At 66.4% G+C, this 22,630-nt stretch carries 30 protein-coding genes and 1 tRNA gene; 26 read left to right on the forward strand and 5 right to left on the reverse strand.

Annotated elements, in window-relative coordinates:
- Positions 1-2: 2 nt before the first annotated feature.
- Positions 3-1,163 (reverse strand): tRNA guanosine(34) transglycosylase Tgt, encoded by a 1,161-nt coding sequence (gene tgt, locus VHA82_RS08290; RefSeq protein ID WP_325542382.1) that lies wholly within the window; start codon positions 1,161-1,163, stop codon positions 3-5.
- Between the two features lie 7 nt (positions 1,164-1,170).
- Complete coding sequence (gene queA, locus VHA82_RS08295; protein ID WP_325542384.1) at positions 1,171-2,199, reverse strand: tRNA preQ1(34) S-adenosylmethionine ribosyltransferase-isomerase QueA; 1,029 nt, start codon at positions 2,197-2,199, stop codon at positions 1,171-1,173.
- Positions 2,200-2,249: 50 nt separating this feature from the next.
- Between queA and VHA82_RS08300 the strand changes: the two genes are divergently transcribed.
- Genes VHA82_RS08300 through ubiA form a run of 4 tightly spaced genes read left to right on the forward strand, consistent with a single transcriptional unit; the run spans position 2,250 to position 7,529 of the window.
- A complete protein-coding gene (locus tag VHA82_RS08300) occupies positions 2,250-4,733 on the forward strand; it encodes an ATP-dependent DNA helicase RecG (RefSeq protein WP_325542386.1) in 2,484 nt (827 codons plus the stop codon).
- 24 nt (positions 4,734-4,757) lie between these two features.
- Positions 4,758-5,711 carry a LysR substrate-binding domain-containing protein gene (locus tag VHA82_RS08305; protein WP_325542388.1) on the forward strand — a complete coding sequence of 318 codons (954 nt, stop codon included), beginning with the start codon at positions 4,758-4,760 and terminating at the stop codon, positions 5,709-5,711.
- A gap of 4 nt (positions 5,712-5,715) precedes the next feature.
- Positions 5,716-6,645, forward strand: a complete 930-nt coding sequence (locus VHA82_RS08310; protein ID WP_325542390.1) for a Dyp-type peroxidase — start codon at positions 5,716-5,718, stop codon at positions 6,643-6,645.
- An 11-nt stretch (positions 6,646-6,656) separates the two neighbouring features.
- On the forward strand, positions 6,657-7,529 hold the full coding sequence (gene ubiA / locus VHA82_RS08315) for a 4-hydroxybenzoate octaprenyltransferase (RefSeq protein WP_325542392.1): 873 nt from the start codon (positions 6,657-6,659) through the stop codon (positions 7,527-7,529).
- Here the strand turns inward: ubiA and VHA82_RS08320 are convergent.
- The 3 genes from VHA82_RS08320 to proC form a co-directional block, all read right to left on the reverse strand.
- Positions 7,502-7,966 carry an SRPBCC domain-containing protein gene (locus VHA82_RS08320; RefSeq protein ID WP_325542394.1) on the reverse strand — a complete coding sequence of 155 codons (465 nt, stop codon included), beginning with the start codon at positions 7,964-7,966 and terminating at the stop codon, positions 7,502-7,504. The genes ubiA and VHA82_RS08320 overlap by 28 nt on opposite strands.
- Positions 7,963-8,289, reverse strand: a complete 327-nt coding sequence (locus VHA82_RS08325; protein WP_325542396.1) for a metalloregulator ArsR/SmtB family transcription factor — start codon at positions 8,287-8,289, stop codon at positions 7,963-7,965. The genes VHA82_RS08320 and VHA82_RS08325 overlap by 4 nt, the downstream gene beginning before the upstream one ends.
- Positions 8,290-8,353: 64 nt before the next feature.
- Positions 8,354-9,175 (reverse strand): pyrroline-5-carboxylate reductase, encoded by an 822-nt coding sequence (gene proC / locus VHA82_RS08330; RefSeq protein WP_325542398.1) that lies wholly within the window; start codon positions 9,173-9,175, stop codon positions 8,354-8,356.
- Positions 9,176-9,224: 49 nt separating this feature from the next.
- Here proC and glpK point away from each other — a divergent pair, with 49 nt between their 5' ends.
- The 22 genes from glpK (at position 9,225) to tssB (ending at position 22,630) form a co-directional block, all read left to right on the forward strand.
- Positions 9,225-10,718: a glycerol kinase GlpK gene (gene glpK, locus VHA82_RS08335; protein WP_325542400.1), complete on the forward strand. Its 1,494-nt coding sequence runs from the start codon at positions 9,225-9,227 to the stop codon at positions 10,716-10,718.
- Positions 10,715-12,319: a glycerol-3-phosphate dehydrogenase/oxidase gene (locus VHA82_RS08340; RefSeq protein WP_325542402.1), complete on the forward strand. Its 1,605-nt coding sequence runs from the start codon at positions 10,715-10,717 to the stop codon at positions 12,317-12,319. Before glpK ends, VHA82_RS08340 begins: the two co-directional genes overlap by 4 nt.
- Positions 12,320-12,553: 234 nt before the next feature.
- On the forward strand, positions 12,554-12,922 hold the full coding sequence (gene rplN / locus VHA82_RS08345) for a 50S ribosomal protein L14 (protein WP_325542404.1): 369 nt from the start codon (positions 12,554-12,556) through the stop codon (positions 12,920-12,922).
- A gap of 10 nt (positions 12,923-12,932) precedes the next feature.
- On the forward strand, positions 12,933-13,250 hold the full coding sequence (gene rplX, locus VHA82_RS08350) for a 50S ribosomal protein L24 (RefSeq protein WP_325542406.1): 318 nt from the start codon (positions 12,933-12,935) through the stop codon (positions 13,248-13,250).
- Between the two features lie 2 nt (positions 13,251-13,252).
- A complete protein-coding gene (gene rplE, locus VHA82_RS08355) occupies positions 13,253-13,909 on the forward strand; it encodes a 50S ribosomal protein L5 (protein ID WP_325542408.1) in 657 nt (218 codons plus the stop codon).
- Between the two features lie 9 nt (positions 13,910-13,918).
- Positions 13,919-14,224, forward strand: coding sequence for a 30S ribosomal protein S14 (rpsN, locus tag VHA82_RS08360; RefSeq protein ID WP_325542410.1), 306 nt, complete (start codon positions 13,919-13,921; stop codon positions 14,222-14,224).
- A gap of 19 nt (positions 14,225-14,243) precedes the next feature.
- Positions 14,244-14,639 (forward strand): 30S ribosomal protein S8, encoded by a 396-nt coding sequence (gene rpsH, locus VHA82_RS08365; protein ID WP_325542413.1) that lies wholly within the window; start codon positions 14,244-14,246, stop codon positions 14,637-14,639.
- A gap of 18 nt (positions 14,640-14,657) precedes the next feature.
- Positions 14,658-15,191 (forward strand): 50S ribosomal protein L6, encoded by a 534-nt coding sequence (rplF, locus tag VHA82_RS08370; protein ID WP_325542415.1) that lies wholly within the window; start codon positions 14,658-14,660, stop codon positions 15,189-15,191.
- Between the two features lie 12 nt (positions 15,192-15,203).
- Complete coding sequence (gene rplR / locus VHA82_RS08375) at positions 15,204-15,569, forward strand: 50S ribosomal protein L18 (RefSeq protein WP_325542417.1); 366 nt, start codon at positions 15,204-15,206, stop codon at positions 15,567-15,569.
- Between the two features lie 17 nt (positions 15,570-15,586).
- Positions 15,587-16,108: a 30S ribosomal protein S5 gene (gene rpsE / locus VHA82_RS08380; RefSeq protein WP_325542420.1), complete on the forward strand. Its 522-nt coding sequence runs from the start codon at positions 15,587-15,589 to the stop codon at positions 16,106-16,108.
- Between the two features lie 13 nt (positions 16,109-16,121).
- Entirely contained in the window at positions 16,122-16,310 is a 189-nt protein-coding gene (rpmD, locus tag VHA82_RS08385) for a 50S ribosomal protein L30 (protein ID WP_325542422.1), read from the forward strand.
- A 1-nt stretch (position 16,311) separates the two neighbouring features.
- On the forward strand, positions 16,312-16,743 hold the full coding sequence (rplO, locus tag VHA82_RS08390; RefSeq protein WP_325542424.1) for a 50S ribosomal protein L15: 432 nt from the start codon (positions 16,312-16,314) through the stop codon (positions 16,741-16,743).
- A gap of 37 nt (positions 16,744-16,780) precedes the next feature.
- Positions 16,781-18,100, forward strand: coding sequence for a preprotein translocase subunit SecY (gene secY, locus VHA82_RS08395; protein ID WP_325542427.1), 1,320 nt, complete (start codon positions 16,781-16,783; stop codon positions 18,098-18,100).
- A gap of 1 nt (position 18,101) precedes the next feature.
- A complete protein-coding gene (infA, locus tag VHA82_RS08400; RefSeq protein ID WP_325542429.1) occupies positions 18,102-18,320 on the forward strand; it encodes a translation initiation factor IF-1 in 219 nt (72 codons plus the stop codon).
- 29 nt (positions 18,321-18,349) lie between these two features.
- Entirely contained in the window at positions 18,350-18,463 is a 114-nt protein-coding gene (gene rpmJ, locus VHA82_RS08405) for a 50S ribosomal protein L36 (RefSeq protein ID WP_011481465.1), read from the forward strand.
- A gap of 25 nt (positions 18,464-18,488) precedes the next feature.
- A complete protein-coding gene (gene rpsM, locus VHA82_RS08410) occupies positions 18,489-18,854 on the forward strand; it encodes a 30S ribosomal protein S13 (protein ID WP_325542432.1) in 366 nt (121 codons plus the stop codon).
- Positions 18,855-18,872: 18 nt separating this feature from the next.
- A complete protein-coding gene (gene rpsK, locus VHA82_RS08415; RefSeq protein ID WP_325542433.1) occupies positions 18,873-19,277 on the forward strand; it encodes a 30S ribosomal protein S11 in 405 nt (134 codons plus the stop codon).
- 135 nt (positions 19,278-19,412) lie between these two features.
- Positions 19,413-20,036: a 30S ribosomal protein S4 gene (gene rpsD / locus VHA82_RS08420; RefSeq protein ID WP_325542434.1), complete on the forward strand. Its 624-nt coding sequence runs from the start codon at positions 19,413-19,415 to the stop codon at positions 20,034-20,036.
- 134 nt (positions 20,037-20,170) lie between these two features.
- Positions 20,171-21,160 carry a DNA-directed RNA polymerase subunit alpha gene (locus VHA82_RS08425; protein ID WP_325542435.1) on the forward strand — a complete coding sequence of 330 codons (990 nt, stop codon included), beginning with the start codon at positions 20,171-20,173 and terminating at the stop codon, positions 21,158-21,160.
- 121 nt (positions 21,161-21,281) lie between these two features.
- Positions 21,282-21,683 (forward strand): 50S ribosomal protein L17, encoded by a 402-nt coding sequence (gene rplQ / locus VHA82_RS08430; protein WP_325542437.1) that lies wholly within the window; start codon positions 21,282-21,284, stop codon positions 21,681-21,683.
- A gap of 20 nt (positions 21,684-21,703) precedes the next feature.
- Positions 21,704-21,780: transfer RNA gene (locus VHA82_RS08435), tRNA-Met, on the forward strand.
- Between the two features lie 337 nt (positions 21,781-22,117).
- Positions 22,118-22,630, forward strand: a complete 513-nt coding sequence (tssB, locus tag VHA82_RS08440) for a type VI secretion system contractile sheath small subunit (RefSeq protein ID WP_325542438.1) — start codon at positions 22,118-22,120, stop codon at positions 22,628-22,630.

Genomic DNA, 22,630 nt, shown 5'->3' on the forward strand with positions numbered 1-22,630 from the left:
TCCTAGACGCCCCGTTGCCGGTCATTCGCGAACCTCACCGCGAATTCCTCGAACCGCCCGGCATCGAGCGCTTCGCGCACCTCACGCATCAGGTTCAGGTAGTAGTGCAGGTTGTGAATCGTGGCGAGCATCGGTCCGAGCATTTCGCCGCAGCGGTCCAGATGGTGCAGATAAGCACGCGAGAAGCCGCCCGTCACGCTGCCGTCCGACGCCGTGTGCCCGCTGCACGTGTAGCAAGTGCATGTTTCGTCGAGCGGCCGCGCATCGCTGCGATGCTTCGCGTTGCGGATCTTCAGGTCGCCGAAACGCGTGAAGAGATGGCCGTTGCGCGCATTGCGCGTGGGCATCACGCAGTCGAACATGTCCACGCCCTGCGCAACGCCCGCCACCAGGTCTTCGGGCGTGCCGACGCCCATCAGGTAGCGCGGCTTGTGCGCGGGCAAACGGTGAGGCGTGTGCGCCATGATGCGCAGCATGTCCTCCTTGGGCTCGCCCACGCTCACCCCGCCGACCGCATAACCGGGGAAGTCCATCTCCACGAGCGCGTCGAGGGACTCCTCGCGCAAGTGTTCGAACATGCCGCCTTGCACGATGCCGAAAAGCGCGTTGCGGTTTTCCAGCCGCTCGAACTCCGTCTTGCAGCGCACCGCCCAGCGGCGCGAGAGTTCCATCGAGAAGCGCGCCTCGGCTTCGGTCGTGACGCGGTCCTTCGTCTCGTAAGGCGTGCACTCGTCGAACTGCATCACGATGTCCGAATCCAGGATCGTCTGGATCTGCATCGAGACTTCGGGCGTGAGAAAAAGCTTGTCGCCGTTCACGGGCGAGGCGAATTTCACGCCCTCCTCGGCGATCTTGCGCATCTCGCCGAGCGACCACACCTGAAAGCCGCCCGAGTCGGTGAGGATCGGCTTCGTCCAGTTCTCGAAGCGGTGCAGCCCGCCGAACTGCTTCAGCACATCCAGCCCCGGCCGCATCCACAGGTGGAAGGTGTTGCCGAGGATGATCTGCGCGCCCATTTCCTCGAGCGAGCGCGGTGTGATGCCCTTCACGGTTCCATAGGTGCCGACCGGCATGAAGACCGGCGTCTGCACGACGCCATGGTTCAGCGTGAGGCGGCCTCGGCGTGCGAGGCCCTCGCTCTTCAGAAGCTCGAATTGCAGCATGTCGATTTCAGGATTGCCGTGCGAGCAGCATCGCGTCGCCATAGCTGAAGAACCGGTAGCGCTCGGCCACCGCGTGGCGGTAGAGCGCCATGATCTTCTCGTGGCCCGCCAGCGCGCTCACGAGCATCAGCAACGTCGACTTCGGCAGATGAAAGTTGGTGAGGAGCAGATCGGTCTCGCGAAAGCGAAAGCCCGGCGTGATGAAGATGCTCGTGTCGCCCCGCGCCTGGCCCGTGAGCGACCACGATTCGAGCGTGCGGACGGTGGTCGTGCCCACGGCGACGAGGCGTCCGCCGCGCGCGCGCAAGTCGCGGATCGCCTGCTGCGTGGCATCGGGGACCTCATAGCGCTCGCTGTGCATGCGGTGCTCTGCGATGTTCTCGGTCTTCACCGGCTGAAACGTGCCGGCGCCAACGTGCAGCGTGACGCTTGCGCGTTGCACGTCGCGCGCATCGAGCGCGCGCAGCACGGCTTCGTCGAAATGCAGCGCGGCGGTCGGCGCGGCAACGGCGCCGGGCTTCGCGGCAAAGACCGTCTGGTATCTCTCGGCGTCTTCGGCCGAATCCGCATGTTCTATGTAAGGCGGCAGCGGCACGTGGCCATGGCGTTCCATGAGCGCGTACGGATCGTCGCTCAGCGCGAAGCGAAAGAGCGCGCCTTCGCTGTCGGGCCAGCGTCCGAGCAGCGTGGCCGTGAAGCCGCCGTCCATGCGCAGCACGGTGCCGGTGGCGGGCTTCTTGCTCACTTTCATGTGAGCTGCGACCTCGCGGTCTTGCAGCACGCGTTCGACGAGCAGTTCCAGCCGGCCGCCCGTGGGCTTTTCGCCGAAGAGGCGCGCCTTCACGACCTTCGTGTCGTTGAAGACGAGGAGGTCGCCCGGTTGCAGGAGCGATGGCAGGTCGCGAAAGACGCGGTCGACGCTCGCGTCGAGCGTGCCATCGAGCAGGCGAGACGCGCTGCGCTCGCTCGCGGGATGCTGCGCAATCAGTTCGGGGGGCAAGGCGAAATCGAAATCGCCCAGGGTGAAGTGACGCATCGAGGGCCGGACGGACCCGTTCCAGGTTCGGGAGAAGGCAGAATTGTCCCATGCCCGAGACCCAGGCGCTCTCCGCACCGCAGAAGGCCCTTCGCAAGCTCGGGCTCACGCGCGACATCGACCTCGCGCTGCATCTGCCGCTGCGCTACGAGGATGAAACTCGCATCGTGAAGCTGCGCGACGCGCGCGACGGCGATACCGTGCAGATCGAGGCCACGGTCACGGATTCGCACGTCGCGCTGCGCCCGCGCAGACAGCTCGTGGTCACGGTGGACGACGGCACCGACACCTGCACGCTGCGGTTCTTCACGTTCTATCCGTCGCACCAGAAGACGCTCGCGCGCGGCGCGAAGCTGCGCATCCGCGGCGAGGTGAAGGGCGGCCTGGCCGGGTTCCAGATGGTCCACCCGACGTTCAAGCCGGCGGGCGGCGCGCTCGCGCAGGCGCTCACGCCGGTGTATCCGACGGTGGCGGCGCTGCCGCAGGCCTATCTGCGCAAGGCCGTGCTGTCGGGACTTTCGCGTGCCGATCTCAGCGATACGCTGCCTCCGGACACTGCGACCGAGGGCCTGTGGACGCTGCGCGATGCGTTGCAGTTTCTTCATCACCCTTCGCCGGATGTTTCGCTTTCGGCGCTGGAGGACCGCGGACACCCCGCGTGGCAGCGGTTGAAGGCGGAGGAGCTTCTCGCGCAGCAGCTCTCGCAACTGCAAAGCAAGCGCGAACACGAGCGCCTGCGCGCGCCTGCGTTCGAGGTTCGCGCGGGCGGATTGCACGAGCAACTGCTCCGGGTGCTGCCGTTCGAGCTCACGCTCGCGCAGCGGCGGGTGGGCGAAGAGATCGCGAGGGACCTCGCGCGCGAGACGCCGATGCATCGCCTGCTGCAAGGCGACGTGGGCTCGGGCAAGACCATCGTCGCGGCGCTCGCCGCGGCAATCGTGATCGATGCCGGTTCGCAGTGCGCGCTCATGGCGCCGACCGAAATCCTGGCGGAGCAGCACTTTCGCAAACTGATCGGCTGGCTGGAGCCGCTGCTCGCGCCGCGCGCCCTGCGCGTCGCGTGGCTCACGGGCAGCCAGCGGAAGAAGGAACGCGGGGAGATGCTGCAACTGATCGCGAGCGGCGAGGCGGCGCTCGTGGTCGGAACGCACGCGGTGATCCAGGAGCAGGTGCAGTTCCGCGAACTGGCGCTCGCCATCATCGACGAGCAGCATCGGTTCGGGGTGGAACAGAGGCTGGCGCTCAGGGGCAAGATGGGCCGGGGCGTGCCGCTGCGCGTTCGCGAGGAGATGCGTTCTTCGCGTGCGGAAGCGCGTCATACTGAGGCTCGTCATCCCGAAGCGCGTCATTCCGAAGCGCGTCATTCCGAAGCGCGTCATCCCGAAGCGCGTCATCGCGAGGCGAGTCATCCCGAGGCGCGTCATCCCGAGGCGAGTCATCTCGAAGCGCGTCATCCCCGCGAAAGCGGGGATCCAGGAGGGCTGTCGCAGAAGACTCTGGATCCCCGCTTCCGCGGGGATGACGACCTGGCGCGCGGCGATGACGACCTGGCTCGCGGGGAAGACGACCTGACTCGCGGGGAAGACGACCTGGCGCGCGGGGATGACGACTTGGCTCGCGGGGATGACGACCTGGCTCGCGGGGATGACGACCTGACTCGCGAGGGCGACGACCTGACTCGCGGAGATGTCGAGCCGCAGGAGCCTCACCTCCTCATGATGTCCGCCACGCCCATCCCGCGCACGCTCGCCATGAGCTACTACGCAGACCTCGACGTCTCCACCATCGACGAACTGCCGCCCGGCCGCACGCCCGTCGTCACCAAACTCATCTCGGAGAACCGCCGCGACGAAGTCGTCGAACGCATCCGCGCGCAGGTGGCCGCCGGCCGGCAGGTGTACTGGGTCTGCCCACTCATCGAGGAAAGCGAAGCGCTCGATCTCACCAACGCCACCGCCACTCACCAGCAGCTCACGCAAGCCTTGCCGGGCGTCATGGTGGGCCTGCTGCACTCGCGCATGCCCGTGCCGGAAAAGAAGGCCGTGATGTCGCTCTTCACGGGCGGCCAGATGGGCGTGCTCGTCTCCACGACCGTCATCGAAGTCGGCGTCGACGTGCCCAATGCGTCGCTGATGGTGATCGAGCACGCGGAGCGCTTCGGCCTGTCGCAGCTGCACCAGCTGCGCGGCCGCGTGGGCCGGGGCGCGGCGGCGTCCGCGTGCATCCTGCTCTATTCGAAAGGCGTCGCCGGCCACCTCGGAGAAACCGCGCGGGCGCGCCTGAAGGCGATGCTGGAGACCTCCGACGGCTTCGAAATCGCCCGCCGCGACCTCGCGATCCGAGGCCCCGGCGAATTCCTCGGCGCACGCCAGTCGGGCGCGCCGCTGCTGCGATTCGCCGATCTTTCGACCGACGCCCCCCTGCTGCAATGGGCGCGCCGGCTGGCGCCTCTCATGCTGGACCGTTATCCTGCGCTCGCGCAGCGCCACATCGAACGCTGGTTGGGTTCAAAATCGCAGTACCTGAAGGCCTGAAGAACAACTCGAACCTCCGGCACCATGACGCTCACCGAGCTCAAATACATCGTCGCGGTCGCGCGCGAGAAGCACTTCGGCCGCGCGGCCGAAGCCTGCTTCGTATCGCAGCCGACGCTGTCGGTGGCGATCAAGAAGCTGGAAGACGAGCTGGAAGTGAAACTCTTCGAGCGCAGTGCGAACGAGGTGTCGGTGACGCCGCTCGGCGAGGAAATCGTGCGGCAGGCCCAAAGCGTGCTGGAGCAGGCCGCCGCGATCAAGGAAATCGCCAAGCGCGGCAAGGACCCGCTCGCCGGGCCGCTGCGACTGGGCGTGATCTACACGATCGGCCCGTACCTGCTGCCGGACCTCGTGCGCCAGGCGATCGCGCGCACGCCGCAGATGCCGCTCATGCTGCAGGAGAACTTCACGGTGAAGCTGCTGGAGATGCTGCGCACGGGCGAAATCGACTGCGCGATCATGGCCGAGCCCTTCCCCGACACGGGTCTCGCGATCGCGCCGCTATACGACGAGCCGTTCATGGTGGCGGTCCCGAGCAACCATCCGCTCGCGGCGCACACCGCGATCCGCGCGGAGGAACTGAAGCACGAAACGATGCTGCTGCTGGGCACCGGCCACTGCTTTCGCGACCACGTGCTGGAGGTATGCCCCGAATTCGCGCGCTTTTCGAGCGACGCCGAAGGCATCCGCAAGAGCTTCGAGGGCTCCTCGCTCGAGACCATCAAGCACATGGTGGCGGCAGGCATGGGCGTGACGCTCGTGCCGCGCCTGTCGGTGCCGAAGGAAGCGCTGCTGGCCAAGCCGCGCCGCCGCAAGGACGACCAGAATTTCGTGAAGTACATTCCCTTCGAGGGCGATCCGCCGACGCGGCGCGTCGTGCTCGCCTGGCGGCGCAGCTTCACGCGCTACGAGGCGATCGCCGCGCTGCGCAATTCCATCTACGCCTGCGAACTTCCGGGCGTGAAGAGGCTTTCCTGATCCCATGACTTCCGGCACCTCCAGCATCGCCCGCATCTCCCAGCCCGGCATCCTCGACGCCGTGCCCGCGGTCGCGCGCTACGTGAACTTCGTGATCTCCGACCGCGGCACCGACGCGCTCGGCGTGCGCGATGCGCTGAAGCGCCTGTCGCCGCTCGTGAACGGCAGCGACGTCGTGCTCGGGGTCGGCCCTTCGCTCGTGGCGGCGCTCGGCTGCGACGTTCCGGGGCTGCACGAATTTCCCGACCTCTCCGGCCACGGTGTGAAGGTGCCCTCCACGCCGGGCACGCTCTGGTGCTGGATTCGCGGCGACGATCTCGGCGACCTGCTCTTTCTCACGCGCAAGGTGCAAAAGGCGCTTCTGCCCGCCTTCGTCGTGCGGCACGTGGTCGATGCCTTCCGGCATTCGTGGAGCGGCACGCACGGGCGCGACCTGACCGGCTACGAAGACGGCACGGAGAATCCGGAAGGCGACGCCGCGGTCGAAGCCGCCTTCGCGCAGGGCATGGGCGACGGGCTCGACGGCGCCAGCTACGTGGCGGTGCAGCAGTGGCTGCACGACCTGGATGCGTTCGAAGCGCTCGCCGGCGACGACGCCAACCACCACTTCGGGCGCGACCGCGTCACCAACGAGGAGCTGGCCGATTCGCCCGAATCGGCGCACGTGAAACGCACCGCGCAGGAAAGTTTCGATCCGCCCGCGTTCCTCTTGCGCCGCTCCATGCCGTGGATGATGAACATGCAGGCGGGGCTGATGTTCGTCGCGTTCGGCAAGTCGCTCTACGCGTTCGAGGCTCAGATGAAGCGCATGGCGGGGCAAGAAGACGGCATCACCGATGCGATCTTCCAGATTTCCAGGCCGGTGAACGGCTCGTACTACTGGTGCCCGCCGATGCGGGACGGCAAGCTGGACTTGCGCCATCTCGGGCTGTGATGGGCGTTGCGATGACGCGCGAGAAGCTTCGTCTCTACCTCGACCTGATCCGCTGGGATCGCCCCGCCGGATGGCTGCTGCTGCTGTGGCCGACGCTCGGCGCGCTGTGGGTCGCCGCGGAGGGCTTTCCCGGCTGGCACCTCCTCATCGTCTTCACACTGGGCACCATCCTCATGCGCAGCGCCGGCTGCTGCGTGAACGACGTCGCCGACCGCGAGTTCGATCGGCACGTGAAGCGAACCGCCGGCCGGCCGGTGACCGCCGGCAAGCTCACGGCGAAAGAGGCGCTGGTCTTTGCAGCGGTGCTGGCCTTCGCGGCCTTTCTGCTCGTGCTCACGACCAACGCGGAAACCATCGAGTGGTCGGTCGTCGCGCTCGCCATCGCCATCGCCTACCCGTACGCGAAGCGCTTCGTCTCGATGCCGCAGGCGGTGCTGGGCGTCGCGTTCAGCTTCGGCATCCCGATGGCGTTTGCCGCGGTGCAGTCGCGCGTGCCGCTGCTGGCATGGGTGCTGCTGCTCGGCAATCTCTTCTGGGTGCTCGCCTACGACACCGAATACGCGATGGTCGATCGCGACGACGACCTGAAGATCGGCATCCGTACTTCGGCGATCACGCTCGGCAGCGCCGACGTGGGTGCGGTGATGTTCTGCTACGCGGCCTATCTCGCGATCTGGTGCGCCGCGCTGCAAGGCCGCATCGCGGGCTGGGCGATCGCGCTCGGGGCTTCAGCGGCGGCGGCGCAGGCGGCGTGGCACTTCACGCTCATTCGCGATCGCACGCGCGAAGGCTGCTTCAAGGCGTTCCGGCTGAACCACTGGGTCGGGTTCAGCATGTTCGCATCGATCGTGGCGGGCTACCTGTTCGCCGCGGCGTCGACGTAGCGCTGCATCACGGCCGCCCAGCCCTTTTCGTATTCGCCGCGCCATTCGCCGCCTTCCGCACCGCGCGCTTCCCAGCCGTCGTGCAGGATGCGCACGTCGGTGGATGCACCCTTCGCGGTGAAGCTCACCTTCAGGCGCGTCGCCTGGTCTTCGGCCTGCCCCGGATGCCACGTCATCGCGAGCACGTGCGGCGGATTCCATTCCAGGAGGGTCCCCCAGACGTGGCGGGCGCCCTTCTTGTCGTGTTCCAGCACGCGGCCGCCCACGCGGGGCTCGAACTCCACATCGACGGCGTCGCCCTGCGCGCACGAATGCGTGGAAAGCGGCCACCACAGCGCCAGCCGCTTCGTGAAGAGGTCGAAGGCGTCCTCGACGGAAAGCGGAACGTTCACGCAATGGTCGACGGGCGGGATCGTGGTCGGGCTGCTCGTGTTCATTTCTTCGGACTCCTGCGCGGCTTGATGTTGCGAGCGACGAGCGCGTAGCGGTTGAGCGCGACGCGCCAGAGCGCATCGACCTCGTCGCGCAGCGCGGCGAGCGCGTCGGGGTCGAGCGCATAGAGATTGCGAGTGCCTTCGGTGCGAAAGCGCACGAGCCCCGCGCCTTCGAGCAGGCGCAGGTGCTTGGAGACGGCGGGGCGGCTCACGGGCACGCGCTGCGCGATCTCGCCCACCGAACGCTCACCCTCGGCGAGGAGGCGCACGATCCGCTCGCGCGTCGGGTCGGCGAGGGCGGCGTGCAGGGCGGAGGTCGCAACCATGGGGCTTTGGGTAACTCCATGGTTACGGTAACCGATGGGTTACCGTGTCGTCAAGATGCGCGCATCAGGCGCCGAACTCGTCGCCCAGCTCGGCGGCGCGCTTTCGAGCGGCGTGCAGCGCCTTCACGAAGAGCGCGGCAACGCCATCCTGCTGCATCGACGTGATTGCCGCATGGGTCGTGCCGCCTTTGGACGTGACGCGTTCGCGCAAGGTCTCCGGCGGATCGCTCGACGCGCGCGCGAGGTCGGCCGCTCCGGCGAATGTGCTCACCGCGAGCCGGTACGCCTGCTGCGGCGTGAGGCCCATTTCCGTGCCGGCCTGTCGCATGGCCTCGAGGAAATAGAACACGTAGGCCGGACCCGACCCGGAAAGCGCCGTGACGGCGTCCAGGTGCGCTTCGTCGTCGACCCAGAGGAATTCGCCCGTCGTCGCGACGATGGATTCGACCTGCTGCCGGTCCGCGGCGCTGTCCGGCTCGCGCGCGAAAAGCGCCGTCATGCCCTTGCCCACGAGTGCGGGTGTGTTCGGCATCGCGCGCACGATGCGGTCCGTGCCGAGCCAGGCGGCCATGCTGCCGGAGCGGATGCCCGCGGCCACGCTCAGGTGCAGTGCGCCCGCGACGTGCTCGCGCGCCTGCGCCGCCGCGTCCTTGAAGGTCTGCGGCTTGACGGCCCAGACGACGATTCGCGCGTCGCGCAACGCGCCGGATGCTTCCGCCTGGGCGCGCACGCCGAATTCCGAGAGCAGTTTCGCGCGCTGTGGCTCGAACGGCTCGACCACCTGGATGCGCGCCGCGGCCTGGCCCTGCCGCAGCAGCCCGCCGATGATCGCGCTGGCCATGTTGCCGCCGCCGATGAATGCAATGGTGGAGTCGAAAGTGGTCATCGGTGCCAAGTCTATTCGCCTCGCACGGCTTGCGTTAGTCTCTCGCCCCATGCAATACGTGCTCGCCCTCGACCAGGGCACGACCAGTTCGCGCGCGATCGTGTTCGATGCGGCGGGGCAGCCGGTCGCGCTCGCGCAGAAGGAATTCCGGCAGGTCTTCCCGCAGCCCGGCTGGGTGGAGCACGACGCGCGCGAGATCTGGGCCACCCAGCACGCGGTCGCGCTGGAGGCGATGCGGCAGGTGCCCGCGGAGGCGATCTCGGCGATCGGCATCACGAACCAGCGCGAGACGACGGTGTTGTGGGACCGCCAGACGGGCCAGCCGGTCGCCAACGCGATCGTGTGGCAGGACCGCCGCACGGCGGCGCGCTGCGACGACTTGCGAGACGCAGGCAAGGCGGCGCTCATCCAGAAGAAGACGGGTCTCGTGATCGACGCCTACTTCTCCGGCACGAAGCTGGAATGGCTGCTCGACAACGTGGTGGGCGCGCGGGGCCGCGCGCAACGCGGCGAGCTCGCGTTCGGCACCATCGACAGCTGGCTGATCTGGAACCTCACCGGCGGCCGCGTGCATGCGACCGATGCGAGCAACGCCTCGCGCACGCTGCTGTTCAATCTGCACACCCAGGACTGGGACGACGAGCTGCTCGCGCTGCTGCGAATCCCCCGCGCGGTGCTGCCGAAAGTCGTGCCCTCCAGCGGTGTCGTCGCCGAGTGCGATGCGCCCCTGCTCGGCAGGGCGCTGCCCATTGCCGGCATCGCGGGCGATCAGCAGGCCGCGACGTTCGGGCAGGCCTGCTTCTCGCCGGGCATGGCGAAGAACACGTACGGCACCGGCTGCTTCATGCTGATGAACACCGGAGCGACACCGGTGGCAAGCCGCAACCGGCTGCTCACGACCCTGGGCTGGCAGGGCCCGGCGGGGGCGAAGCAGGCGGTCTACTGCCTGGAAGGCAGCGTCTTCATGGCCGGTGCCACGGTGCAGTGGTTGCGCGACGGTCTGCAGGTGATCCGCTCCGCTCCCGAAGTGGAGTCGCTCGCGGCGCAGGTCGACGACACCGGCGATGTCTATCTCGTGCCCGCGTTCGCCGGGCTCGGCACGCCCGACTGGGACGGCTACGCGCGCGGCACGCTGGTGGGCATGACGCGCGGCACGACGCGCGCGCACATCGCCCGTGCCGCGCTGGAGGCGATCGCGCTGCAAAGCGCGGACGTGTTCGGCGCCATGACGCGGGATTCGCGCATCGCGCTGAAGGAATTGCGCGTCGATGGCGGCGCGAGCCGCAACAATCTTCTCATGCAGATGCAGGCGGATTTCCTCGGCGCGCCGGTGGTGCGGCCGCAGGTGACCGAGACCACGGCGCTCGGCGCGGCCTACCTCGCGGGACTGGCGACGCAGGTGTGGGCGGGCGCCGACGAGATCGCCGCGCAATGGCGGATCGAGCGGCGGTTCGAGCCGCGTCTGCCCGAGCCCGAGCGGGTCGCCAAGCTCGCACGCTGGCGCGAAGCAGTCGAGCGCGCGAAGGGATGGGCCCAGCGTTGAAGTCGCGCGAGAAGCCCGCGGCGCCGTTGCCGACGAGCCGCCCCGAGCTGCTCGCGCGGCTTGCGCAAGCTCGCACCTGCGACGTCGCGGTCGTGGGCGGCGGCGCCACGGGGCTGGGCGTGGCGCTCGACGCCGCGGCACGCGGGTTTTCCGTGGTGCTGGTGGAGTCGCACGACTTCGCGAAGGGCACGTCGTCCCGGGCGACCAAGCTCGTGCATGGCGGGGTGCGCTACCTGGCGCAGGGCGACATCGGACTCGTGCGCGAAGCGCTGCACGAGCGCACGACGCTGCTTCGCAACGCGCCGCACCTCGCGCAGCCGCTGCCTTTCGTGTTGCCTTCGTACAAGTTCTGGGAAACGCCCTTCTACGGCATCGGGCTCAAGATGTACGACGCGCTGGCCGGCAGTGCGGGGCTCGGCCGGACGGAACTGCTCGATCGCCGGCAGACGTTGAAGTGCCTGCCGACCGCGCGGCCCGACCGCCTCATCGGCGGCATCAAGTACTGGGACGGCCAGTTCGACGACGCGCGTCTTGCGCTGGCGCTCGCACGCACGGCCGCGCTGCGAGGCGCGGTGCTCGTGAACTATTGCGCCGCGACGGGGTTGCTGCACCGGGATCGTCGCGTGGCCGGGCTCGTTTGCCGCGATGCGGAGACCGGCAAGACCTTCGACGTGAGCGCCCGCTGCGTAGTCAACGCAGCAGGCGTCTGGGTGGACGAGCTGCGCCGGCAGGACGGGCGTGCGATCGGACGGGAAGTGCGCGACATGGTGGCGCCGAGCCAGGGCGTGCACGCGGTGGTGGACCGCGGCTTCCTCCCCAGCGACCATGCGCTCATCGTGCCGAAGACGTCCGACGGCCGCGTGCTCTTCGCCGTGCCGTGGCTCGGCAAGGTGATCCTCGGCACCACCGACACGCCGCGGCACGACTTGCCGCGCGAGCCGCGGCCGTTCAAGGAAGAGCTGGCTTTCATCCTGAGCGAGTCGGCGCGGTATCTGGTGAAGGCGCCGGGCGAGAAGGACATCCGCAGCCTCTGGGTCGGCCTGCGGCCGCTCGTCAAGCCGCAGGGCGAGGAGGGCGAGGAGACGAAGGCGCTTTCGCGTGAGCACACGGTGCTCGCGAGCCGCAGCGGGCTCGTCACGGTCACCGGTGGAAAGTGGACGACCTATCGCGCGATGGCCGAGGACGTGCTCGAGAAATGTTTTCAGAAGGGTTTGCTGGAGAAGGCTCCCGCGGGAGTGACCGCCCACCTGCCGCTGGTCGGTGCGCCTGCGGGCGGGACTGAGCGAGTACCGATCAGCTCGGCTCCCGGTCCTCATCTCTATGGATGTGAAGCGGCCGTGCTCGAGACCCTGCCGGGTGCCGCAGCGGAACTCGGCGGCGGGCTGACCGAAGCGATGGTGCGCTTCGCGGCGCGCCATGAATATGCGCGCACGGCTGAAGACGTGCTGGCCAGGAGGAGTCGCCTGCTATTTCTGGACGCGAAGCTGGCGGGCGAACTTTCGGATGATGTGGCGGCGATCCTGCGGGAGGAAACAGGTCTCGACGCCCGGCCGGACGAGTTCCGCGCGCTGGCGGCGAGTTACCTCGAGATGCCGCGGTGAGTGCCCGAAAGCTGGGGTGATGCCTTCGGAAGACACTGCCCAAACCTGGCAGGCATTTGACAACCCCCACAGATCGGTCATAATCGCGGGCTCGCCTTTTCACAGAAGGCGAGGTTCTGCCCATTCGGAAGCTTCAGGCGCGTGCCGGGAGCCGACGGCGGGCCCAAGACTGTCTCGGCGCCAAGTGGAGCATTTCCCGGCGGAGTGTTCGAGTCAAGTTGGGAATTAAACGAAATGATCCAGACTGAATCTCAGCTCGAAGTCGCTGACAACACCGGTGCGAAGCGCGTTCTTTGCATCAAGGTGCTCGGTGGTTCCAAGCGTCGCTACGCCGGCGTGGGCGACGTCATCGTCGTCAGCATCAAGGAGGCCGCGCCGCGCGGCCGCGTGAAGAAGGGCGAAGTGCACAAGGCGGTCATCGTGCGCACCGCCAAGGGCCTGCGCCGCAACGACGGCTCGCTCATCAAGTTCGACGGCAACGCCGCCGTGCTGCTCAACAACAAGCTGGAGCCCATCGGCACCCGCATCTTCGGCCCGGTCACGCGCGAGCTGCGTACCGAGAAGTTCATGAAGATCGTGTCGCTCGCTCCCGAAGTCCTCTGAGGAACGCGCCATGAACAAGATTCGCAAGGGCGACGAAGTGATCGTGCTCGCCGGCCGCGACAAGGGCAAGCGCGGCAAGGTCACGCTGCGCAAGGATGCCGACTACCTGCTCGTCGAAGGCATCAACATCGTGAAGAAGCACACCAAGCCGAACCCGATGAAGGGCACGACCGGCGGCATCGTGGAGAAATCCATGCCGATCCACCAGTCCAACGTGGCGATCTACAACCCCGCGACCGGCAAGGCCGACCGCGTGGGCATCAAGACCGATGGCGACAAGCGCACCCGCGTCTTCAAGTCCTCGGGCGAAGAAATCAAGGTGGCATGACCATGGCACAGAAGCAGGCTCAAGAAAAGCAGCCGAAGCAGCCGAAGCAGGCGCAGGCCAAGCCCGCGCCGGCCAAGGAGGCGCAGGCTCAGGACGCGCAGCCGCAGCAGCCCGCCGGACCCGCCCGGCTGCAGCAGTACTACCGCGAGAAAGTCGCGGCCGAGCTCACCTCGAAGTTCGGCTACAAGTCTCCGATGGAAGTGCCCCGCATCACCAAGATCACGCTGAACATGGGCGTGAGCGAGGCGGTGGCCGACAAGAAGGTCATGGACAACGCCGTGAGCGACCTCACGAAGATCGCTGGCCAGAAGCCCGTCGTGACCAAGGCCAAGAAGGCAATCGCCGGCTTCAAGATCCGCGAAGGCCAGGCGATCGGCACGATGGTCACGCTGCGCGGCACGCGCATGTACGAATTCCTCGACCGCTTCGTCACGATCGCGCTGCCGCGCGTGCGCGACTTCCGCGGCATCTCGAGCCGCGCCTTCGACGGCCGCGGCAACTACAACATCGGGGTGAAGGAACAGATCATCTTCCCCGAGATCGAGTACGACAAGGTCGACGCGATCCGCGGGTTGAACATCTCCATCACCACGACGGCCAAGACCGACGAAGAGGCGAAGGCCCTTCTCGCCGGCTTCCGTTTCCCGTTCAAGCAATAAAGGTGCATCGTGGCTAAAACTGCCTTGATCCAGCGTGAGCTGAAGCGCGACAAGCTGGTCGCCAAGTTCTCGAAGAAGCACGAGGAACTCACCGCCATCGCGAAGGACGCGAAGAAGTCGCCCGAGGAGCGCGATGCCGCGCGCTTTGCGCTGCAGAAGCTCCCGCGCAATGCGAATCCCACCCGCCAGCGCAACCGCTGCGAGATCACCGGCCGGCCCCGCGGCACGTTCCGCCAGTTCGGGCTCGCGCGCGGCAAGATTCGCGAGATGGCCTTCACCGGCGACATCCCCGGCGTGACCAAGGCCAGCTGGTAAGCGGCGAGGAGACACAGACATGAGCATGAGTGATCCCATCTCCGACCTGCTGACGCGCATCCGCAACGCGCAGATGGTGGCCAAGGCCACCGTGTCGGTGCCCTCTTCCAAGGTGAAGGTGGCCATCGCCCAGGTACTGAAGGACGAGGGCTACATCGACGGCTTCCAGGTCCGCACCGAAGGCGGCAAGAGCGAACTCGAGATCGCCCTCAAGTACTACGCCGGCCGCCCCGTGATCGAGCGCATCGAACGCGTGAGCCGCCCCGGCCTGCGCGTCTACAAGGGCCGCAACGACATCCCGCAGGTGATGAACGGCCTGGGCGTGGCGATCGTGACGACCCCCAAGGGCGTGATGACGGACCGCAAGGCGCGCGCGACCGGCGTCGGCGGCGAAGTCCTCTGCTACGTCGCCTGAGTCGGAGGAAACAGAAAAATGTCCCGAGTCGGAAAAATGCCGGTTGAAGTCCCGAAGGACGTCAACGTCGAAGTGAAGGAAGACCAGATCAGCGTGAAGGGCAAGGGCGGCGCGCTGTCGCTCATGCTGAGCACGCTGGTCAAGGTGAGCCTCGAAGGCGGCAAGCTGACCTTCGTGCCGATCGACGAGTCGCGCGAAGCGAACGCCATGAGCGGCACGGTTCGCCAGCTCGTGAACAACATGGTCGAAGGCGTCACCAAGGGCTTCGAGAAGAAGCTGGCGCTCGTCGGCGTGGGTTATCGCGCCGCGGCCCAGGGCCAGAAGCTGACCCTGACGGTCGGCTACTCGCACCCGGTCGTGATCGACCTGCCGCAAGGCATCGCCGCGCAGACGCCCACCCCCACGGAAATCATCGTGAAGGGCGCCGATCGCCAGACGGTGGGCCAGATCGCCGCCGAGATCCGGGCCGTACGGCCACCCGAGCCTTACAAGGGCAAGGGCATCCGCTATGCGAACGAGCGGATCGTGATCAAGGAAACGAAGAAGAAGTAAGGAGCAAAGACGATGTCGACCAAGAAGGAACAGCGTCTGCGCCGTGCGAAGCAGACACGCATCCGGATCGCCACGCAGGGCATTGCCCGCCTCATGGTGAACCGGACCAACCTGCACATCTACGCCCAGGTGGTCTCCGACGACGGCACGAAGGTGCTGGCTGCGGCCTCCACGCTGGAAGCCGACGTCCGCAAGGACCTGGGCGCCGTTGGCAAGGGCGCCAATGCCGCCGCCGCCGCCATCATCGGCAAGCGCATCGCGCAGAAGGCGAAAGCGGCCGGCGTCGAGAAAGTCGCGTTCGATCGTTCGGGCTTCGCGTACCACGGCCGCGTGAAGGCGCTGGCCGAAGCCGCGCGTGAAGCGGGCTTGCAGTTCTAACGGACACGGATACCAACATGGCAAAGATGCAAGCGAAGACGCAAGGCGACGGTCCGGAGGACGGCCTGCGCGAGAAGATGATCGCGGTCAACCGCGTGACCAAGGTGGTGAAGGGCGGCCGTATCCTCGGCTTCGCCGCGCTTACCGTGGTCGGCGACGGCGATGGCCGCGTCGGCATGGGCAAGGGCAAGTCGAAGGAAGTGCCCTCGGCCGTGCAGAAGGCGATGGAAGAGGCCCGCCGCAACATGACGAAGGTGTCGCTGAAGAACGGCACGCTTCACCACCCGGTGAAGGGCCATCACGGCGCGGCGCACGTGATGATGGCGCCCGCCCCGAAAGGTACCGGCATCATCGCGGGCGGCCCGATGCGCGCGGTCTTCGAGGTGCTCGGCATCACCGACATCGTGGCGAAGAGCCACGGATCGACCAACCCGTACAACATGGTCCGCGCGACGTTCGACGCGCTGAAGAACTCCACGACCCCGGCGGAAGTGGCGGCCAAGCGCGGCAAGTCGGTCGAAGACATCTTCGCCGCGTGAAGGAAAGTCCGAAATGGCGAACGAACAACACAAGACGCTGAAGGTGAAGCTGGTGCGCAGCCCGATCGGCTGCAAGGCCGATCACCGCGCGACGGTGCGCGGCCTCGGCCTGCGCAAGCTGAACTCGGTGCGTGAGCTCGAAGACACCCCCGCCGTGCGCGGAATGATCAACAAGGTCGACTACCTGGTGCAGGTGCTCTGACATGGAACTGAACAACCTCAAGCCCGCGGAGGGCTCCAAGAAGGCCCGCCGCCGCGTCGGTCGCGGCATCGGCTCCGGTCTCGGCAAGACGGCCGGCCGCGGCCACAAGGGGCAGAAGTCCCGTGCCGGCGGCTTCCACAAAGTGGGCTTCGAAGGCGGCCAGATGCCGCTGCAGCGGCGCCTGCCCAAGCGCGGCTTCAAGTCGGCAAAGCTCAAGTTCAACGGCGAGGTCACGCTGGCCGCGCTCGAAAAACTCGGCGCCGCCGAAGTGGACCTCCTCGCGCTGAAGCAAGCCGGCCTCGTGAACGAGATCGTGAAGAACGTGAAGGTCATCAAGTCCGGCGAGCTGAAGCGCGCCGTGAAGCTGACCGGCATCGGCGCGACCGCGGGCGCGAAGGCTGCCATTGAAGCGGCGGGCGGCAGCCTCAACTAGCGCCGGATGGCCCTGACGACCCGAAGGAACCTCCCGAGTGGCCACTAGCGCTGCACAACTCGCGAAGACCGGCAAGTTCGGCGACCTGCGTCGCCGGCTCGTCTTCCTGCTGCTCGCGCTGATCGTCTACCGCGTCGGCGCGCACATTCCCGTGCCCGGCATCAACCCGGATCAGCTGTCGCAGCTGTTCAAGGGCCAGCAAGGCGGCATCCTGAGCCTGTTCAACATGTTCTCGGGAGGCGCCCTGTCGCGGTTCACGGTGTTCGCGCTGGGCATCATGCCCTACATCTCGTCTTCGATCATCATGCAGCTGCTCACGTACGTCGTGCCGACGTTCGAGCAGCTGAAGAAGGAAGGCGAGTCGGGCCGCCGCAAGATCACGCAGTACACGCGCTACGGCACGCTGGGCCTGGCCGTCTTCCAGTCGCTCGGCATCGCGCTCGCGCTCGAAGGATCGGCCGGACTCGTGGTCACGCCGGGCTTCGGTTTTCGCATCACCGCCGTCGTGAGCCTCACGGCCGGCACCATGTTCCTCATGTGGCTGGGCGAGCAGATCACCGAACGGGGGCTGGGCAACGGCATCTCGATCCTCATCTTCGCCGGCATCGCCGCGGGCCTGCCCAACGCCATCGGCGGCTTGCTGGAGCTGGTGCGCACGGGCGCGATGAGCATCCTGGTTGCGATCTTCGTGGTCGCCGTCGTGGCGCTCGTCACCTACTTCGTGGTGTTCATCGAGCGCGGGCAGCGCAAGATCCTCGTGAACTACGCGCGGCGCCAGGTGGGCAACAAGGTGTACGGCGGCCAGTCGTCGCACCTGCCGCTGAAGCTCAACATGTCGGGCGTGATCCCGCCGATCTTCGCGTCGTCGATCATCCTGCTGCCGGCCACGATCGTGAACTGGTTCTCCACGGGCGACCGGATGCACTGGTTGAAGGACATCGCGAGCACGCTCACGCCGGGCCAGCCGATCTACGTGCTGCTCTATGCGAGCGCGATCGTGTTCTTCTGCTTCTTCTACACGGCGCTCGTGTTCAACAGCCGCGAGACCGCCGACAACCTGAAGAAGAGCGGTGCGTTCATCCCCGGCATCCGCCCGGGGGACCAGACGGCGCGCTACATCGACAAGATTCTGGTGCGGCTCACACTGGCGGGCGCGATCTACATCACTTTCGTGTGCCTGCTGCCCGAGTTCCTGATCCTGAAGTACAACGTGCCTTTCTATTTCGGAGGAACGTCGCTTCTCATCATCGTGGTGGTCACGATGGACTTCATGGCGCAGGTGCAGAACTACATGATGAGCCAGCAGTACGAGTCGCTGCTGAAGAAGGCGAACTTCAAGACCTCGCTGGGCGGCTGAAGTGTCGAAGGACGATGTGATCCAGATGCAGGGCGAGGTGATCGAAAACCTCCCCAACGCCACCTTCAGGGTGAAGCTGGAAAACGGGCATGTGGTGCTCGGTCACATCTCGGGAAAGATGAGGATGCACTACATCCGCATCCTGCCGGGTGACAGGGTCACCGTGGAATTGACGCCCTACGACTTGTCGCGGGCACGTATCGTGTTCCGCGCGAAGTAGGCGCGGGAAAAGGAATCAGGAGAAAGCAAATGAGAGTTTCGGCTTCCGTGAAGAAGATCTGCCGCAACTGCAAGATCATCCGCCGCAAGGGCGTGGTCCGCGTGATCTGCACCGATCCGCGGCACAAGCAGCGCCAGGGCTGACCCCACAGGTTCGTAAGGAAAAGACATGGCACGTATCGCCGGCATCAACATCCCGCCGCACCAGCACACCGAGATCGGCCTCACCGCCATCTTCGGCATCGGCCGCACCCGCGCCCGCAAGATCTGCGACGCGTGCGGCATCGCCTATTCCAAGAAGGTGAAGGACCTGACCGACGCGGACATGGAAAAGATTCGCGACCAGATCGGCAGGTTCACGATCGAAGGCGACTTGCGCCGCGAAAACACGATGGCCATCAAGCGCCTGATGGACATCGGCTGCTACCGCGGCTTCCGCCATCGCCGGGGCCTGCCCGTGCGTGGCCAGCGCACCCGCACCAACGCACGCACCCGCAAGGGTCCGCGCCGCGCCGCCGCCGCGCTCAAGAAATAAGTGAAAGCGAGTTAACACATGGCAAAGGCTCCCGCCAGCAACGCCGCGCAGCGAGTGCGCAAGAAGGTCCGCAAGAATGTGAGCGATGGGATCGCCCACATCCATGCGTCCTTCAACAACACGATCATCACGATCACGGACCGGCAGGGCAACGCGCTGTCGTGGGCGTCGTCGGGCGGCCAGGGCTTCAAGGGCTCTCGCAAGTCGACGCCGTTCGCCGCGCAGGTGGCGTCCGAAGCCGCCGGCCGCGCCGCGATGGACCAGGGCATCAAGAACCTCGAAGTCGAGGTGAACGGCCCCGGCCCCGGCCGCGAATCGTCGGTGCGTGGGCTCGCCTCGCTCGGCATCCGCATCACCTCGATCAGCGACGTGACGCCGGTGCCGCACAACGGCTGCCGCCCGCAGAAGCGCAGAAGGATTTGAGGAAACGCCCGCGGATGGCCGCGAAGGCGGGTGATCGCGGGCGTTTCGACTGAAGCCCACCGCCGCCAATTGCGCATGCGCATGGCGGCTCCCCCGGTAAAAAGGGCCGGGGCAGAACAGTAAAGGAAAGACAAAGTGGCACGTTATCTCGGCCCCAAGGCCAAACTCTCCCGCCGCGAAGGCACGGACCTCTTCCTGAAGAGCGCGCGCCGCGCGATCAGCGACAAGGCGAAGTTCGACTCCAAGCCCGGCCAGCACGGCCGCACGTCGGGCCAGCGCACGAGCGACTTCGGACTGCAGCTGCGCGAAAAGCAGAAGGTGAAGCGCATGTACGGCGTGCTGGAGCGCCAGTTCCGCCGCTACTTCGAGGAAGCCGAGCGCCGCAAGGGCAACACCGGCACCAACTTGCTGCTGCTGCTCGAGTCGCGGCTGGACAACGTGGTCTTCCGCATGGGCTTCGGCTCCACGCGCGCGGAAGCCCGCCAGCTCGTGAGCCACAAGGCGATCACGGTCAACGGAGCGGCGGTGAACATCCCGTCGTTCCTGGTGAAGCCCGGCGACGTGGTCGCGGTGCGCGAGAAGTCGCGCAAGCAAAACCGCGTGGTCGAAGCGCTTCAGCTCGCCACGCAGGTCGGCATCGCGGCCTGGGTGGAAGTGAATGCCGACAAGGCCGAAGGTACCTTCAAGAAGGTGCCCGACCGCGACGAGTTCGGCGCGGACATCAACGAGTCGCTGATCGTCGAGTTGTATTCCAGATAAGAAGCCGGGCGGGCGGTGGGGTGCCTTTCGGCGACCTCGCCCCTCGGCCGATTCTTGCGATTTAAGTTCCCTGGTTCTCCAGGGCCCCAGCCTTACCGGTGTAACGAGCCGGGGGTATTGAGAGGAAGTCCTGCATGCAGACCAATTTGCTGAAACCCAAAGCCATCAACGTCGAGCAGCTTGGCACGAACCGCGCCAAGGTGACCCTGGAGCCTTTCGAGCGCGGCTACGGCCACACGCTCGGCAACGCGCTGCGTCGGGTCCTGCTGTCGTCGATGGTCGGGTACGCGGCCACGGAAGTGACCATCGCCGGCGTCCTGCACGAGTATTCGTCGATCGACGGCGTGCAGGAAGACGTCGTCACGATCCTGCTGAACCTGAAGGGCGTGGTGTTCAAGCTCCACAACCGCGACGAAGTGACGCTGTCGCTGCGCAAGGACGGCGACGGCGTCGTCACGGCCGCCGACATCCAGACGCCGCACGACGTCGAGATCATCAACCCCGACCATGTCATCGCCAACCTGTCCCAGGGCGGCAAGATCGACATGCAGATCAAGGTGGAGAAGGGCCGGGGCTATGTGCCGGGCACGATGCGCCGCTATGGCGACGAGCCGACCAAGTCGATCGGGCGCATCGTGCTGGATGCGTCGTTCTCTCCGGTGAAGCGCGTGAGCTACACGGTCGAATCGGCTCGCGTGGAGCAGCGCACCGACCTCGACAAGCTCGTGATGGAGATCGAAACCAACGGCGCCATCACCGCCGAGGACGCCGTGCGCGCCTCCGCGAAGATCCTGGTCGAGCAGCTCGCGGTGTTCGCGCAGCTGGAAGGCAGCGAACTCGCCGCCTTCGACCAGCCGGTGCAGCGCAGCTCGCAACAGTTCGATCCGATCCTCCTGCGTCCGGTCGATGAGCTCGAGCTCACGGTGCGTTCGGCCAACTGCCTGAAGGCGGAGAACATCTACTACATCGGCGATCTGATCCAGCGCACCGAAAACGAGCTGCTGAAGACGCCCAACCTGGGCCGCAAGTCGCTCAACGAGATCAAGGAAGTGCTGGCCTCGCGCGGCCTCACGCTCGGCATGAAGCTCGAGTCGTGGCCGCCCGCGGGGCTGGACAAGCGCTGACGAGCGCTGCACCGCCCAAACCCAAACCCAAACCCAAAGGCGAAAGCGAGGCCGCCTTGCGGCCTCCTCCCCGCGGTACCTGACACGGCCGCGGGCAATAGAAGGAAAGGAATTAGACACCATGCGCCACAGACACGGACTTCGCAAACTCAACCGCACCTCCGAGCACCGGCTCGCGATGCTGCGCAACATGATGAATTCGCTGATCGAGCACGAGGTCATCAAGACAACGCTGCCGAAGGCGAGGGAATTGCGCCGCGTGATCGAGCCGATGATCACGCTCGGCAAGGAAAAGACGCTCTCCAACCAGCGTCTCGCCTTCGACCGCCTGCGCAACCGCGACAACGTGGGCAAGCTCTTCAACGAGCTCGGGCCGCGCTACAAGACTCGACCGGGCGGCTACACGCGCATCCTGAAGATGGGATTTCGCGTCGGCGACAACGCGCCGCTCGCGCTCGTCGAACTGGTGGATCGTCCCGAGCCGACGGATGCGGCCGCGGGCGAAGCACCAGCGACCGAATGACGCTATAATTTCAGGCTTGGCGCGCGGTGGAGCAGTCTGGTAGCTCGTTGGGCTCATAACCCAAAGGTCGCAAGTTCAAATCTTGCCCGCGCAACCACCCGACATGTCGCTACACAGTGAACATGTCACAGCAACGTAGTGCGGCCGTATGGCCTCAGCAACAACGCCCACGCGAGTGGGCGTTTTTTTTTGCGCCGTATTGCGCTCGTCACGGATTCGCAGTGGAATGGGCGCTCGATTGCCATCGGGGGAGCGTCGACTCGCGCAACAGCCCAGCCGCGCTGTTACGGCAGCGTAAGGGTTACTATCGAGCGCAACAATCGGAGGCCTCCGCCAGAATGGTTTTTCGTCCTGACTGCGTCCCACACGCGCAGCCAAAAACGGGGCTTTTCGAAGCCCGTGTCTCAGCAAGTCTCTTTTGGTAGGGGATCCACATGGCAGACAGCTTGCAGAAATGGGTGGGGCGTAATCGGCCGCCTCGTGTCCAGATCACGTACGACGTCGAAACCGGAGGCGCCTTCGAGAAGAAGGAGTTGCCGCTGGTCGTCGGCATCCTGGCGGACCTGTCCGGCCAGCCGGCGACGGCGCCGCCCAAGATGAAGGAGCGCCGCCTCGTCGAGATCGACCGCGACAACTTCAACGAGATCATGGCCAAGATCTCGCCGCGTCTCGACATCTCGGTGCCGGACACGATGAAGGGCGAGGGCAACATCAAAGTCGAGCTCAACTTCAAGGAGTTCGACGATTTCCATCCCGAAGCCATCGTGAAGCAGGTGCCGCGCCTCGCGAAGCTGCTCGAAGCGCGCCAGCAACTGCGCGACCTGCTCGCGAAGCTGGACGGCAACGACGAGCTCGACTCGCTGCTGCACCAGATCCTGTCGAACACGGAGGACCTGAAGAAGGTCCAGGACGAGGCCAAGGCGGGTGAAGCCCCGGCGGCCGCCTGA

The sequence above is a fragment of the Ramlibacter sp. genome, assembly GCF_035548915.1.
In the GTDB taxonomy this organism is placed as follows: domain Bacteria; phylum Pseudomonadota; class Gammaproteobacteria; order Burkholderiales; family Burkholderiaceae_C; genus Ramlibacter.